This is a genomic window from Microbacterium testaceum (genome assembly GCF_001476655.1).
GTDB classification, from domain to species: domain Bacteria; phylum Actinomycetota; class Actinomycetes; order Actinomycetales; family Microbacteriaceae; genus Microbacterium; species Microbacterium testaceum_C.
The window spans coordinates 47,242-61,425 of the sequence record NZ_LDRT01000049.1 but is presented as its reverse complement, the minus strand read 5'-3'; the positions used below and the strand labels follow the sequence as shown (position 1 = coordinate 61,425).

Annotated in this window: 13 protein-coding genes; 11 read left to right on the top strand and 2 right to left on the bottom strand. The window is 61.6% G+C overall.

Going from position 1 to position 14,184, the window contains the following annotated elements; translation table 11 throughout:
• The first annotated feature begins 29 nt into the window (after positions 1-29).
• The 6 genes from NS220_RS19265 (at position 30) to NS220_RS08370 (ending at position 6,337) form a co-directional block, all read left to right on the top strand.
• A complete protein-coding gene (locus NS220_RS19265) occupies positions 30-1,109 on the top strand; it encodes a glycosyltransferase family 4 protein (RefSeq protein WP_206543000.1) in 1,080 nt (359 codons plus the stop codon).
• Positions 1,110-1,119: 10 nt separating this feature from the next.
• On the top strand, positions 1,120-2,019 hold the full coding sequence (locus NS220_RS19260) for a glycosyltransferase family 2 protein (protein ID WP_193755315.1): 900 nt from the start codon (positions 1,120-1,122) through the stop codon (positions 2,017-2,019).
• A gap of 76 nt (positions 2,020-2,095) precedes the next feature.
• On the top strand, positions 2,096-2,668 hold the full coding sequence (locus tag NS220_RS20710) for an acyltransferase (RefSeq protein ID WP_275934673.1): 573 nt from the start codon (positions 2,096-2,098) through the stop codon (positions 2,666-2,668).
• The gene (locus NS220_RS19250) at positions 2,665-3,882 is read left to right on the top strand and encodes a glycosyltransferase (RefSeq protein ID WP_081323050.1); all 1,218 of its coding nucleotides are present in this window, start codon (positions 2,665-2,667) and stop codon (positions 3,880-3,882) included. The genes NS220_RS20710 and NS220_RS19250 overlap by 4 nt, the downstream gene beginning before the upstream one ends.
• Before the next feature lie 12 nt (positions 3,883-3,894).
• Positions 3,895-4,971 (top strand): glycosyltransferase family protein, encoded by a 1,077-nt coding sequence (locus tag NS220_RS19710; RefSeq protein WP_153004217.1) that lies wholly within the window; start codon positions 3,895-3,897, stop codon positions 4,969-4,971.
• 58 nt (positions 4,972-5,029) lie between these two features.
• The gene (locus NS220_RS08370) at positions 5,030-6,337 is read left to right on the top strand and encodes a hypothetical protein (protein WP_058623619.1); all 1,308 of its coding nucleotides are present in this window, start codon (positions 5,030-5,032) and stop codon (positions 6,335-6,337) included.
• A gap of 36 nt (positions 6,338-6,373) precedes the next feature.
• Here NS220_RS08370 and NS220_RS19245 read toward each other — a convergent pair whose 3' ends face one another.
• Positions 6,374-7,801, bottom strand: a complete 1,428-nt coding sequence (locus NS220_RS19245) for an oligosaccharide flippase family protein (RefSeq protein ID WP_275934672.1) — start codon at positions 7,799-7,801, stop codon at positions 6,374-6,376.
• A 546-nt stretch (positions 7,802-8,347) separates the two neighbouring features.
• On the opposite strand from NS220_RS19245, the gene NS220_RS19705 reads away from it, so the two are divergent.
• Positions 8,348-8,917, top strand: coding sequence for a hypothetical protein (locus NS220_RS19705; protein ID WP_153004216.1), 570 nt, complete (start codon positions 8,348-8,350; stop codon positions 8,915-8,917).
• A gap of 52 nt (positions 8,918-8,969) precedes the next feature.
• On the opposite strand, the gene NS220_RS20095 is transcribed toward NS220_RS19705, so the two are convergent.
• Positions 8,970-9,431, bottom strand: a complete 462-nt coding sequence (locus NS220_RS20095; protein ID WP_193755317.1) for a hypothetical protein — start codon at positions 9,429-9,431, stop codon at positions 8,970-8,972.
• Between NS220_RS20095 and gmd the strand changes: the two genes are divergently transcribed.
• Genes gmd through NS220_RS08345 form a run of 4 tightly spaced genes read left to right on the top strand, consistent with a single transcriptional unit; the run spans position 9,342 to position 13,947 of the window.
• A complete protein-coding gene (gene gmd / locus NS220_RS08360) occupies positions 9,342-10,391 on the top strand; it encodes a GDP-mannose 4,6-dehydratase (RefSeq protein ID WP_058623617.1) in 1,050 nt (349 codons plus the stop codon). The two genes, NS220_RS20095 and gmd, sit on opposite strands and share 90 nt — an antisense overlap.
• Positions 10,388-11,371 carry a GDP-L-fucose synthase family protein gene (locus tag NS220_RS08355; RefSeq protein ID WP_058623616.1) on the top strand — a complete coding sequence of 328 codons (984 nt, stop codon included), beginning with the start codon at positions 10,388-10,390 and terminating at the stop codon, positions 11,369-11,371. The genes gmd and NS220_RS08355 overlap by 4 nt, the downstream gene beginning before the upstream one ends.
• Positions 11,372-11,656 carry a Dabb family protein gene (locus NS220_RS08350; protein ID WP_058623615.1) on the top strand — a complete coding sequence of 95 codons (285 nt, stop codon included), beginning with the start codon at positions 11,372-11,374 and terminating at the stop codon, positions 11,654-11,656.
• 53 nt (positions 11,657-11,709) lie between these two features.
• Entirely contained in the window at positions 11,710-13,947 is a 2,238-nt protein-coding gene (locus NS220_RS08345; protein ID WP_058623614.1) for a hypothetical protein, read from the top strand.
• Positions 13,948-14,184 lie beyond the last annotated feature (237 nt).

Genomic DNA, 14,184 nt, shown 5'->3' with positions numbered 1-14,184 from the left:
CTCATTACCGGCTGCCTCTATTCGAGCGAATGGCTGAGCTAGGTAGTGAACGTGGAATTCAAGTTATTCTTGCGGCGGGGCGGCCGAACGAAGCACAGGCGGCCAGATCGGATCATGCTTTCCTCGCAGGTCAGCGATTCGTTGATCAGCGGGAGTTTTCTTTGATCGGAAAACGGTTAGTGGTCCGAAAGGTCAAGACTGTGACGGCGGACGCTGACTTTGTCGTCATCGAGCAAGCGCGTCGTAATCTCGATGCGTATCTACTGCTGGCGCGTAAGCGCCGATCGACGCCGGTCGCATTGTGGGGCCATGGCCGTGACTATACACATGACGCAGGTTGGGTTGATGATGGAATTCGCAAGCTTTTAACAAAACGCGCAGACTGGTTTTTTGCTTACACAGACGGGGGCTGTCAGGCAGTCACTTCGGAGGGCTTTCCCCGAGAGCGCGTGACTGTCTTGAACAACGCCGTCGATACTTCTGAACTGAGGCGAGGCATCGAGAGGCTTTCCAAGATCGAGATAGATCAATTTATGTTTGAACATGGTCTTCACGGTCCCACCGCGCTATATCTTGGAGGCTTGGACGAGTCAAAACGCATCAAATTTCTTCTTCAAAGCGCAGTGGAAATACGCGCCCGGGTGCCAGATTTTCATCTCTTGGTGGCTGGAGCGGGTGCGGAGGTCGAAGAGGTAAATCGCTTCGTCGCGAGACACGATTGGTGCTCGTATCTCGGCCCGATTCGTGGCCAGGCCAAGTACCTGGCGTTGGCAGCGGCGAAGGTTCTTACTATCCCGGGTAGGGTCGGCCTGGTCGCAGTCGATAGCTTCGCGGCCGGTGTCCCAATCATCACTACGTCCTGGCCGTGGCATGCACCTGAGTTTGACTACCTGAAACCTGGAGTGAACGCGCTAGTGGCGGACAATTCGTTGGAGGGATTCGTTCGCACTACGGTGCAGGCGTTAACTGACGCGGTCCTTCTGGAAGGTCTAGCTAATGAAGCGTCCTTGTCGGCCTCCGTCTATTCTGTCGAGAACATGGCTGTGCGCTACATCGATGGCCTCGAAAGCTGGATACGTGGAAAGCACTCTACCAAAAAAGGTCGTTGAACGGATAAGCATGACCAATATCGACGGTCTTGAATCGCGCATCACCCCTACTATTCACGTCATACTTGCGTGCCATAACCGGAGCGCGCTGACTCAACGCGCGTTGACGGCCGTACTCGATGCCGCTCAACATGCAGACGTCCCTATGTCTGTGACGGTATTTGATGATGGCTCAAATGACGGGACGTCTGACGCGATCAGACACATGGTGCCGGACGCGAAAATATTCTCGGGTGATGGCAGTTTCTTCTGGGCCGCCAGCATGGCCAGAGCCGAGCAAAGTGTTCTCGCTCAAGGGGGCCTCCTGCCTTCCGACGTCATCCTGTGGTTGAACGATGATGTCGTCGTTGACCAATCCTCTGTAGCGCGGGCGATCGGATCCTGGCGCGAGCATCCCGGGGCAGTGCTTGTAGGTGCGATGCGAGACCCCGCTTCCGGGCGGCTCACATATTCCGCTATGAAACGAGCGGGGCTTCACCCGCTCAGATTTCAGATGATTGAGCCCAAGGACGTGGCGCTCCCGGCCGATGCATTTAACGGAAATTTCGTACTTGTTCCCGTCCATACTGCTCGGATTGTAGGCGGTATTGACGGGTCCTACTCTCACGCGCTCGCGGATATAGATTACGGAGTGCGGTGTGGACGAAGTGGTGTGCAAGTTCTATTGATGGAAGGAACATTCGGTTCCTGTGCGCGTAATCCCGACCCCAAAATCGAACCAATACTAGCGGAGTGGAAACGATTCCGAGGTGCGAAAGGTGGCGGAAATTTCTCGTCTCTTATGAGATACCTGAAAAAGAATGGCACTCGAGCCTGGCCGTTTTGGCTTGCTGCTACCTACCTTATGTGGTGGATTCGCGCGATCGAACGTCACCAGCGCGTTTTGTTTGGAGTCAGGCGTGACAAGTGACTACTCGCCGGTACAGCGTTCGCGACCAGCTCAGCTTGGCTGGAGCGTCGTTCGTTCTACATATAGACTTGCGGCCGTGCTGATTCGCAGATATCGGGTCGCGACTGTGGCGCGCAAAGGCATAACTGTTGGTCGAGCAGTCGTGATCACTGGACGCTTGCAAGTGCACGCCCATAAGGGCAGCAGTATTCTGCTCGCGGACAACGTAGTTTTGAACTCGCGGGTGTCGCGAAATTCCCTTGAGGCGCGCGGGCCGATGATTATCAAAACCTTGTTTCCTGGCGCGCGCATTTCGATCGGTGCCGAGTCGGGCGTGACTAGTTCGACAATCAGTGCAGCGGGAACGATAACGATCGGCGCAAGGGTCCTAATTGGAGCCGGCTGCGTGATAACCGATTCTGATCATCACGTTGTACGCCCCCCGGTCGGTGTTTCACGAAGACATCTGGGGCTCCCGCGGGTAAGTGATGTTCACGGGGTGACGATCGAGGACGATGTGTTCATCGGCGCAAGGTCAATCATTCTAAAGGGGGTGACGATCGGCCGTGGCTCGGTGATTGGTGCGGGGAGCGTCGTCGCCCGCGATATAGCCCCCAACACAGTCGCGGCAGGAAACCCCTGTGTTCCGATTTCCAAGCTCGAAGTATGAGTCTTCATATCGCTCTCTGCGGTCCGGCATCGCTCGACATGCTCGAGGGCTACTTGACTGCCCATACTCGTGGAGCGCTCCAGCATGTCGGCTACCCATTCCCTTTGTTGCCGACACTCGCAAGTGCCTACCTAGAACGAGGGCACAGGGTCTCCCTGGTCACCACCTCCCGCGATGTCACCGCAGTCGTGCCTTACATTGATGACCGGCTGTCTATCGTGGTCGCGCCATCACGACCGCGAGCCCGCAGCCGTGCAATGGACATGTTCTCCGTTGAGCGCGCCGGTGTGGCATCAGCGCTACGCCTCGTCAAACCGGGGATCGTTCACGCCCACTGGACATACGAGTTTGCGCTCGGCGCGCTGAGAGCGAACGTGGCTCCCACTTTGATCACTGCTCACGACGCCCCATTGACTGTTCTCAAGCACATGCCGGACGTCTATCGGCTGGTGCGTGCCGCGATGGCGGTTCGGATGAGCTTGAAGCGGCCGGTCATGACGGCGGTCTCTCCATACCTTGCCGAGCGCTGGCGTCAAGAGATGGGATTCCGGGGCGACATGGACGTAATCCCTAATCCAATACCCGCGAGTAGCCCTTTTCGCAGCAATCCGAGTGAGGCATCTTCGGGCCCAATCGTATTGAGTGTTGCGGACGCCTCTCGGAGAAAGAACGTCGTTACCTTGATCTCTGCGTTCCGTCTTGTCCGGGAAGCGAACCCTCTCGCCGAGCTGCGCCTCGTCGGTGATGGGCTAGGGCCCGGGGATGAACTGGCGCTGAGGCACCGGGCTGGCGATGAGACTGCCGGCGTCACCTTCCTCGGACGTCTGTCGCGCGAGGAAGTCGAGCGCGAGTATGCCAGTGCTCAGGTCTTCTGCCACACCTCGTTGGAGGAATCCCAAGGCCTCGTTCTTTTAGAAGCGGCCAGGCGAGGCCTCCCCATCGTCGCAGGGCGCAACTCGGGCGCGGTGAGATGGACTCTCCTCGATGGTGAGGCGGGGTTGTTGACTGACGTCCGATCTCCATCGGACGTAGCGCTCGCCCTCATCTCGGTGCTCAACGACGCTTCTAACAGCATCGGGCGCGCTCGGGATGGCGAACGACGCCTCAACGAGAGGTTTGGAGTCGACGTCGTGGCAGGGGCATACCTGCGTAAGTACGAGAGCGTGATTTCCGGCGGTCCTTTCCAGGCGCCGTTAGCCGCGGCGGATAAGTGATAGGGGCGTGGGATGGTGCGAATACTCTACGTACCAAACGAGCATGGTGAGCACCGCCAGTTCGGAATCCGGTCAACTCTCGGGAAACTGCGAGCGGCAGGGCTGGTCACAGATGTGAAGATCTTTAGCCTTCTGTGGAGGATACGAGAAGGGCTCGACGCTCCCAACCAGCGGAAAATTCTCTTGCAAGTCGCCGAAGAGTATCGGGCCGACATTGTTCTCTTGCAGCACCTGGGTGGAACGGGCATTTCACGCGAAGACCTGCGCCGGCTGCGAGGAAGTTGCGGGTTCATGATCTACCACGAGGCAGATCCTTATTCACGATACGTTCACGCTTTGCCACGCGAAGCACGTCTCGCGGGTCAACTATCTGATGTTGTGTTCACAGTAGGAAATGGCGTGTTCGCGGACAACTTCAGACGTGCTGGCGCCGTGGATGTTCGATGGGAGCCGAGCATCTTCGATCCGGGGCGATTCGGCCATCTCTCAGTGGAGCCCGAGATGGTTCGAACCTTCGACGTCGTTATGGTGGCAAATCGCAACAAGCCCCGGCTTCGTGGATTGCCCAACTGGAGAGACCGTATAGCATTTGTGGAGTACATGGAGCAGCGTTTCGGGCCACGTTTTGCCATATTTGGGCGAGGCTGGACGGGCCCTAGCGCCCAGGGACAAGTTCCGTATTCAGAGCAGGCCTCGGCTATCCGATCAGGCTGGGTGTCAGCTAACTGGGATCACTTCGCCAAGGAGCCGTTATACTTTTCGGACCGGCTTCCCACCTCGCTCGCGACAGGTAGCGTGCATGCGACCACTGCGCATGCAGGTTTTCGGGACTATTTCATCGGGGCAGATAAGTTTCTTTTACTTTCCGAGAACTTCGCCGATCTTGCCGATCGAATCGAAGTGTATTTGCAGGAAACCGAGCCTGAGGATCGATTGCTTCGCGAGCGAGAGGCAAGAAAGTACGCACATGACAATCTAAGGCAAGACGACCAACTGATACGAATGCTCAATCACGCGGGTGCGGCAATCGATGTAGAAAAGTATCAGACTGTTCGCTCGAGCTTTGCGCATCCAATAGAGGAAGTTTGATGAAGTTGGCCTGTGCGGTGTCATATGTGTCGGGCGTTGGTTCGTTCGAGGGGGCGCAATGACGGCGCTGGTGATTATAGGGTTGTTCGCTTTTGCCGGCGTCTGCGTTTGGGTGATGGTTTCGATGCTGAACCGCTTCCCAATGGTCGGGCTGTATCTGATGGGCGGCTTCGTGATCATCGCCTGGGACCTTCCTGACTCCCCGGCGCTTGTAAGCGCATTCGGTGTGCAAGTCAAGTTCGAAGACGCGATTTGCCTCGCGTTGATGGCATCAGCGTTGTCTTCGGTGCGCGTCCTAGGCGTGAACATTTCGAGACTGTGGTGGGCCTTCGCTATATTCTTGCTGGCGGTGTCGCTCTCGCTGGGCTTCGGAATTCTCGCAAATGGATTGCAGGCTGTAAACGAGGCGCGTGCGACCCTGTGGCTCGTGATCGGAGTGACATGGGTGCTGTCTCGTGACTGGAGTGCCCACTTTCCCTCCATAAGACGGTTTTTTTTGCACATCGGGCTGGCGCTGACCGCGGTCGCCGCTCTCCATCTCGCCATCTACGGGTGGGGGGGTGCGGACTCTTTCGTAACAACGGCCACAGGCGTTCTGCAAACTGGGCGACCTCTTGTGTCGGGACAAGCTGCCGTGCTGCTGTGCTGCGGCTTGGCTATGATCTTGACCGGCGGGGCGCTCCGTGTCGTCGAATTGCTGACTGGTTTTGGTTTCATCGCTGTCGCCATCCTCTGTATGCATCGATCGGTTTGGGTTGCCGCGTTCGCCGGTCTCCTAGTAGCTGCCATGTCTCTACGCGGCCGCGCCCTTATCGCGACGATATACGTGGCGTTCTACTCTGCGGTGATACTCGCGTGTGCGATCACGTCCGGTGTGCTTTCAGCTCTTGGAGAGATTGTCGGACACGCGTTGAGTAGCGATGGCACATTGAATGCCCGTGAAGGATCTTGGAGTGAGCTGATTGACCAGTCCATTCAGGGAGGTATCGGCCGAATATTCTTCGGCGCCAGCTTTGGTGCTGGCTGGGGCCGCGTCGTCGATGGAGCCTTCGTCGATTTCAACCCGCACAACTGGTATGTAGTTCTGTATTTGCGCGTTGGATTGCTGGGACTCGCGGCAGCTGTCTTCATTCTCGCAATCGCTGCGTTTCGTTTGTTCGGGAGGTCCTCAGCCATGCTCGCGGTTCTTCTCGCGATCGGTGCCTATGCGTGGTTCTACCATCTGCCGTGGTACACAACGCCGTGGTTGGGCGTTTGCTTGTACGTGGCGTACGGTTCGGCGGCGGTATCGGCTGGCTCTTGGCTAAATATCTCGAAAGATTCTTTGTCTCGCATGGTGTTAGGGAAAAATACTCTCAAAGCCTGACGAGCAAATCGATAAGTGTGGGGCTCAGGGTGTGACTCACTCAATGAGTTTGTATTTACGTGCGAGTCGAACGGGGGGCAGTTTTCCTCGGATCAACCAGAGTGTCCAGAGGAGGCTAAGGAGCGGCACCGCGGTCAGTGAAGTAGCGAAGATGTTGACTTCGAACAGCCATTTGCCGAGAGATACAAAAAGGTGAGTCGTGACAAAGATCAGCGCCGAAGCCAAGATGATGACCGTGTAGCGCTTTAAAAGCCGTCGTGCGTCCAGGTACCCGTGCTTCGCGCACAAGGCTACATAGATGGCGTGTTGCATGACCAAGCTCGCGATTAGGCCGGCCATCGCTGGCAGTACAGATCCCGTCGCCCATATGGCCCCCACCACGGCAATTTGGACCACGAGTAGAGCGCCCTGTGTCCACCATATCCATTTGAACTTGCCGAGAGCTTCGACGGCGCTAGCCAATAGCGTGCTTACAACTTGAATTGCGGCGGCGACGCAGATGAAGGGAGACAGGAGTATCGCCAGGTCCCACCCGCCGCCGAACAACATCGGTAGGACCAGCGGGACCAGGACGGCGGCTACTCCCGCAGCTGGCAGAATCAGCCACGCGGTTAGGCTTAGCATGTCCGTCCACACGGCCTTGGTTCGATCGCTTCCCGCCAAGTCGTGCCGAAATTCGGGGTAGACCACCGGGATTAGAGCGGACTGGACCTGCTGAAAGGGGACTGCGGACAGGACGTCCGCGCGGTTCCACTGCCCGATAGTGTCAGCTCCGAGCACTCGTGACGTGCCAATCTTCGCGATGTTGCCAATACCGTACGAGAGTAGCGACGCGACTGTGACTCGCCAGCTGAAGGCGACGTCACTGCGAGCGTGCTTCAAACGTCCGAATTTCACATGTTCGCGCTCTCCGAGTGCGAGCGCACCTACCAGAGTCGCGACTTGTGCGACCAGGGGAAAAACGAGTAACGATTCGGCGTTCTTCAACGTTAGTACAGCGATCGCTCCCGCGATCATACCCGCGATGTTCGCTAGCAGGGTGAAGATAGCGAGCTGTCGAAAACGTCCGATACGGCGTATGTATCCTGAGGCAAACCCAAGCATCGGCGCGAGGGCGGCATTTAGCGAAAACCACTGAATAGGTTCGAGCGCGGAGGGTGCATTCCATACGGCCACCCATACTGGTGCGCTCGCCCACACGAGCACTCCGGCTACAAGACCAAGTGCTGCGGCATAAGTGATTAGCCCGCGCAGCCGGACAGCCTCAAGGGTTACCATTCGTCCCACGGACTGTCCGATGCCGCCAGATGAGAGCAGCGCCACGAAGCCGGTCACGGAGAGCGCGACCGCATACGCGCCGAAAGCCGCGTCGTCCAATGCGCGTGTTGTTACGCTCGCGTATCCGAATTGCAACACTACGATTACGAGTTGCGATCCGTAGGTCCATGCGGCCCCGCGGGCCAAATTGCGCCCTGCACCCAACTCGGGCTCCCCTACACTCGTGAATGTGGCGGCTGGATGCCCGCCATATGTATTGCGAGACAGGAGCGTCTGTTGAAACTCCGCCCGTTTGGGACACTTATGCTGCGGCTGCGTCTGCGAGGTCGCAGATTCTGGAACGAAGTCCAGAAGCGTCAGCAACCGACAAAATGGGCTCGCCTCGACGACCGCGGAGTAGTTCCAGGATCGGTCTCGCGTCCCGGCGACATTCTAACGGTGCAGGTTCACCCGTACGCGTTGTTGGGTCACCAGACATCTGGGTGGATGTCCGGTTACCTGTGGGCACAAGATCTCAAGCTCGAGTACGTCGATGCGCCTCTACCTGAGGACCACGACCGCTTGTTCGCATTCGGGGCGCGGGACTCCAAAATGCCACGGGGCCGGCGCAAAGTGGTTCGACTGCCTGCCACGCAAGACGAGCGAGACGATACTTCGCTCAAGCTTCTCCAAGCGCGCGTGGCCACAGCGCGAGCGAGGTGGCCGGAACGTGCGATAGAGTTCCGGCTTCCGTTGGATCAGCCGCGATTCGACCACACCCCGTCGTCCGAGGCTCTCCGACAGGCGGTGTTGCTAGGGGCGCGTGGTGCGGAGTTCGCCAGTCTCGAGCAAGGCGAGGAGTATGTCGCCGTGCATATTCGGCGGCCCGCGCGTACGAACGAGATTGGTCCTGACACCCATCCCGACCGGTGGCTAACCGTAGAGTGGTACGCCCAGCTCATTGGCGCGATCCGACACGTCGAAGAGTTCTCGGAGTGTCCCGTGCGGGTTTACTCGCTCGGTGAGCCCAGTTCCTTCGTCTCGTTGGCTGCGTTGAAGAACGTCGAGGTTCACCTCAATGGTGAGCGCGATTCAGACTTTGTTCAGCTAGCCGCTGCACGCCTACTGGTGGCAGCACCCAGCTCATTTAGTTTTAACGCTGCGCTGGTTTCCCGCGGGGCGGTGCTTGTGCGGGTGCCTTGGTGGCACCACCTGCCGAATGAGGGGCGCTGGGTGCACATGGACAGCGCTGGTGAGTTCCAGGCTGCCGACATGCGACGCGCCGTTTCATCAAGCTTTCTCCTGCGACCGCGCGGCGTGTGAATACACGGCGCTGTTCGTCGAGTGATGAGATGGGCTTGCTGTCGGCGCTGCTTTACGCCTCCAGAAGGGCGTGAACCTTCGCCCCTTCGCTCTGTCCAAAGTGATCGCTGTCCAAGTCGACGGCGGGCCAGCGCGGTCTCGCAGTGATCGCGCCAATCTTCTGTTCAAGCCACCTAGATCGATGCGGGCTCGTGGCGTCCATGACGTACTCGATGGTCCGCTTGGCGAAGTTCGACGGAGGCCCCCGGTGCGTCTCAGGGGTGAGTTCTCCGGTTGCGGGGGAGCCGCGTTTTATTATGTGTCGCGGAACGGAACACTCCTTGGCCGTCGATTCGATAGTCTGCTCGCGGATCTGACCGCCGAAGTTGCCGTGAAGACTCCAGTGTGACTCTCTCTTTCTCGCTTCCCGAACGGCAGAAAAAACGTGGCAAAACGCGCCCTGATTACCGGTATCACCGGTCAAGACGGTTCCTACCTCGCTGAACTCCTCCTTGCGAAGGGATACGAGGTGCACGGGGTCATCCGTCGCGCTTCGACCTTCAACACGAGCCGCATCGACCACCTCTACGTCGATCCGCACGACCCGAACGCAAAGCTCTTCCTGCATTACGGCGACCTTTCCGACGGCGCGCGTCTCGTCACGCTGATGTCGGAGATCAACCCCGACGAGGTCTACAACCTCGCCGCGCAGTCGCACGTGCGGGTGTCGTTCGACGAGCCGGAGCACACGGCCGACACGACAGGAACGGGAACGATCCGCCTCCTCGAAGCGGTGCGCCTGTCGGGAATCGACACGAAGTTCTACCAGGCCTCGACGTCGGAGCTCTACGGCGCGACGCCTCCGCCCCAGAACGAAGAGACGCCGTTCTACCCGCGCTCGCCCTACGCCGCCGCGAAGCTCTACAGCTACTGGATCACCAAGAACTACCGCGAGGCGTACGACATGTTCGCGGTGAACGGCATCCTGTTCAACCACGAATCGCCCCGTCGCGGCGAGACCTTCGTGACGCGCAAGATCACGCGCGCTGTCGCCCGCATCAAGGCGGGTCTGCAGAAGGACCTCTACCTCGGCAACCTCGACTCGATCCGCGACTGGGGCTACGCCGCCGAGTACGTCGAGGGAATGTGGCGCATGCTGCAGGCCGACACCCCCGAAGACTTCGTGCTCGCCACGGGTGTGGGCTACACCATCCGGGAGTTCCTCGAGACGTCCTTCGGGCACGTCGGTCTCGACTGGAAGGAGTTCGTCAAGTTCGACGAACGCTACCTCCGGCCGACCGAGGTCGACGCCCTGATCGGAGACCCCTCCAAGGCCGCCGATAAGCTCGGCTGGGTGCCCTCGGTTCGTGGCGACGAGCTCGCGAAGCTCATGGTCGACGCCGACACCATGGCGCTCGAAAAGGGGCCGGAATGGATCGACACGGTGACGCTGCCCACGTGGAGCAACGCCGAGCTCCTGGGGGCGCGTGCGTGAGTACCGCTGTCGACGGCGTGAGCTTCACCCCGCATGAGCTGGATCGCGACGCGACCTTCTACGTCGCCGGCCATCGCGGTCTCGTCGGCTCGGCGATCGCGCGCAAGCTGGCATCCGCGGGGTTCGAGAACGTCGTCGGAAAGACCTCCCGCGAACTCGATCTGAAAGACCGCGACGCCGTCTTCGCCTACGTGGGGGAGATCAAGCCGAAGTACCTGGTGCTCGCTGCGGCGAAGGTCGGTGGCATCCTGGCGAATTCGACGTATCCGGTCGATTTCCTCAGCGACAACATGCGTATCCAGGTCAACGTGCTGGATGCCGCTCTCGCCAACGACGTGGAGCGCGTGCTGTTCCTCGGGTCGTCCTGCATCTACCCGAAGTTCGCGGAGCAGCCGATCCGCGAAAACTCGCTTCTCACGGGCCACCTCGAGCCGACGAACGACGCGTACGCGATCGCCAAGATCGCCGGCATCTTGCAGACCCAGGCGGTTCGTCGTCAGTACGGACTGCCGTGGATCAGCGCGATGCCGACCAACCTCTACGGCCCGAACGACAACTTCTCACCGCAGGGCTCGCACGTGCTGCCCGCGCTGATCCGTCGCTACGACGAAGCCGCGCAGGCGGGGGCGGCGAGCGTCACCAATTGGGGGACAGGAACGCCGCGACGCGAGTTCTTGCACGCCGACGACATGGCCGACGCCTGCCTGCACCTGCTCGAGCACTACGACGGGCCCGACCAGGTCAACGTGGGTACGGGGTCGGACGTGACGATCCGCGAGATCGCCGAGACGATCGCGCGCGTCACCGGGTTCGAGGGTGAGACCGAGTGGGACACCTCCAAGCCCGACGGCACACCCCAGAAGCTCCTCGACGTCTCGAAGCTCGCCGAAGCAGGCTGGACCGCGAAGATCTCGCTCGAAGAGGGCATGGAGCGCACGGTCGCCTGGTACCGCGACCACGTGGGCGCGCTGCGGCAATAGGTGTTCCGCCACGTCGTGCTGTTCCGGGTCCGTGACGATGCCGCGGACCCGGACGTTTCTGCGGCGATCGCCGAACTGCGCGCGGTGGGGGAGGATCCCGGCATCCTGTCGTGGGATATCGCGATGTCGCTCGATACGCGTAAAGGGCGGGTGATCGTCGAGGACGGGACGTTCGTCGACCGCGCGGCATTCGACGAGTGGCGCGGAAGTGACGCACATCGCGCCGTCGGAGAAAGAATGGCCTCGATCAGCGACTGGTGGGTCGGGGACTGGGAGCGGAAGTGAGCCGGAGAAATGACGCTCCGCCTGGATAAGCTTCGCCTGTGAAAAAGCTGGGAATGCCCCGTCGCGCTGCTCGATTCCTGACTGTCCTGACGGCGCTGGCGGTGACGGCGACCGCTCTCGTCCCCGGCGGGCCGGCTGCGTCCGCGGCGACTGTCGACGCTTCGCAGGTATCCCGGGTCGACGCGTGTCGTGCGCCCGCCGGCGAGAGCCCGACGCGGGAAGGGTTCCCGCTGCCGTCGGACGGGCTCGCGACCTCCGGCTCCCCGGTGATCGAGACGCTGTACGTCGACTTCGATGACGCGCCGGGGGACCCCGGCGATATTCCCGCGCTGGAAGAGACTCTCGATGCCTCGGTCACAGCGCTCGGCACCGTTTCGCGGGGCGCGTTTCAGGCCCAGCGTCGGTCGAACGCGGTGTGGACTCGCCTGGACGGCACGTCGGCCGCGTGGGAGGAGAACGCGGACGGTCTCGCGAGCGCCGTCGCCGCAACGGACGGCGCCGTCGACTTCTCGTCCGTCGACGTGGTGTGGGTGGTCTGGGCGACGAAGGATCCGCGCGACGCCTTTCGCTCGCACGCGCAGAACGGCTACCAGGTCGTGGCCGACGGCCGCACTCTGACGCACGGGGTCTCGCTGCGGCAAGTCGACCTCAACCAGTCGGGGTACTGGGTGCCCACGCACGAGATGGGGCACATCTTCGGCCTGCCCGACCTGTACGACACCTCGAACGACGGTGGGCCGACGACGCGGTGGACGGGGCCGTGGGACCTCATGGCCACGACGGACGGTCCCGGGCACGCGTACTTCGCCTGGCATCGATGGATGCTGGGCTGGGCGAGCGAGGCGCAGGTCGCCTGCGTGCTGCCCGGTGAGACGCGCACGGTGTCGCTCTCTCCGGTGCAATCCGACGGCCCGACGCTGTTGGCGGCGGTGCGTCTCGACGCCACGCACGTGTTGACGGTCGAATCGCGGCGAGCCGAGAAATGGGATGCGGGCATTCCCCACGAGGGTGTCCTCGTGTCCACCGTCGACGTCTCCCGCACATCGGGCGACGGCCCGATCGAGGTCGAGTTCGCCGATGGCCGGCATCCCGACATCCGGGACAACGCGACACTGCTCGACGCCCCGCTGACCGCCGGCGACACCTACACGGATCCCGCGACGGGTGTCTCCGTGCACGTCGACAGCGTGCGCGGAGACGTCGACGTCGTGCGGGTGGATGCCTTGTCGATCACTCCGCGAGCGTTCCCTTCCACGAAGACGATCGCCGTCTATCGGACGACGCAGACCGACACGCAGGTCGTCCCGCTCGATGACCTCTTCACCGGCAAGACACGAGTGGATGCCGTCGCCTTCGGCACCTTCGATCTCCGGGCCGATGGGACGTTCCTGCGCAACGGCCAGCCCTTCTTCGTCGACACCGACCCGGAGGCGCGGGCCGAGCTCGCCACGGCTCGGAGTGCCGGCATCCCCGTCGTCGCTACCCTCGGCGGGGATTCTGCGGTCGTCTGGTCTCTGCTGAGTCAAGATTTCGACCGCTTCTATGCCAGCCTTCGCTTCTACCTCCTGACGAACAAGCTCGATGCGATCGAGCTCGACATCCGCACCGGCCTCGACACCGCCCTGGTGGTGCGGCTGATCGACGCCCTCCGCCGCGACCTCGGCCCCCTTTCCGCCGTCTCGCTCGTCGGTGACGCGGCAGCGTTCGCGGGAGGGAGCGACTCGGCTCCCGACTACCCCGCCGTCGCGGCGGCGCGCGGCGAGGACGTGGCGTGGTTCGCTCTCCGCCTGCCGTGCGACGCCGTCCCGACCGGCGACGACTACCGCCGAGCGGTCTCCCAGCTCGGGATGCCGCCGGAGAAGGTCGTCCTGTCGGCCACCACCTCGCCCGGTCTCTGTCCCGCGGGCAGCGCCTTCACGTCGCCCGACGAGCTCGCCCGCTCGCTGCAGGACATCGTCGCCGTCGAGCCGCGGTTCGGCGGCATCCGCGGTGACGAGTACGCCGACGCTCTCCCCGGTGGGGCCGCAGCGCCGTGGCGGTGGTTCGCGATGATGACCGCCGCGATGAAGGATCCGGCGCCGAGCCCCACTGTTTCCCCGGAGCCGACCGCGTCCCCCGACCCGAGCGTCTCGCCGGGGCCGACGGCATCCGCGAACCCGACGGCATCCGAGCGCCCTGACGCGCTCGCGCGGAGCGGCACGGGGGAGTGGCTCGGCCTGATTCCCCTCGCGGGCATGCTGATCGCGGCCGGCGGTTTGCTTGCGCTGCGGAGGCGTCGGACGACGGGGTGAAGGCGACGTCGCCTTGTGACTACTCCGGCTCGATGACGACGAAGTCGTCCGGGTACCCGCGACACTCGCCCTGTGAGCCGCGCACGAGCGCCCACGCCTCCTCGGCGCTGACGCGGCTGCCGAGCTGCGAAGTCGGTGTGCAGGAGGGCGAACTCGCCGCCTCCGCCCACCGCGCGCCGGGAGGACGGCGGCCCCACCGCCGCCCCACCGGCGCGCGAGATCATCGGCGCTCGGGCA

Coding starts and splice junctions, on each gene's coding strand:
- NS220_RS19250 (WP_081323050.1), top strand. CDS start 2,665: ATGAGTCTTCATATCGCTCTCTGCGGTCCGGCATCGCTCGACATGCTC.
- NS220_RS19710 (WP_153004217.1), top strand. CDS start 3,895: ATGGTGCGAATACTCTACGTACCAAACGAGCATGGTGAGCACCGCCAG.
- NS220_RS08345 (WP_058623614.1), top strand. CDS start 11,710: ATGCCCCGTCGCGCTGCTCGATTCCTGACTGTCCTGACGGCGCTGGCG.
- NS220_RS19260 (WP_193755315.1), top strand. CDS start 1,120: ATGACCAATATCGACGGTCTTGAATCGCGCATCACCCCTACTATTCAC.
- NS220_RS08370 (WP_058623619.1), top strand. CDS start 5,030: ATGACGGCGCTGGTGATTATAGGGTTGTTCGCTTTTGCCGGCGTCTGC.
- NS220_RS19265 (WP_206543000.1), top strand. CDS start 30: ATGGCTGAGCTAGGTAGTGAACGTGGAATTCAAGTTATTCTTGCGGCG.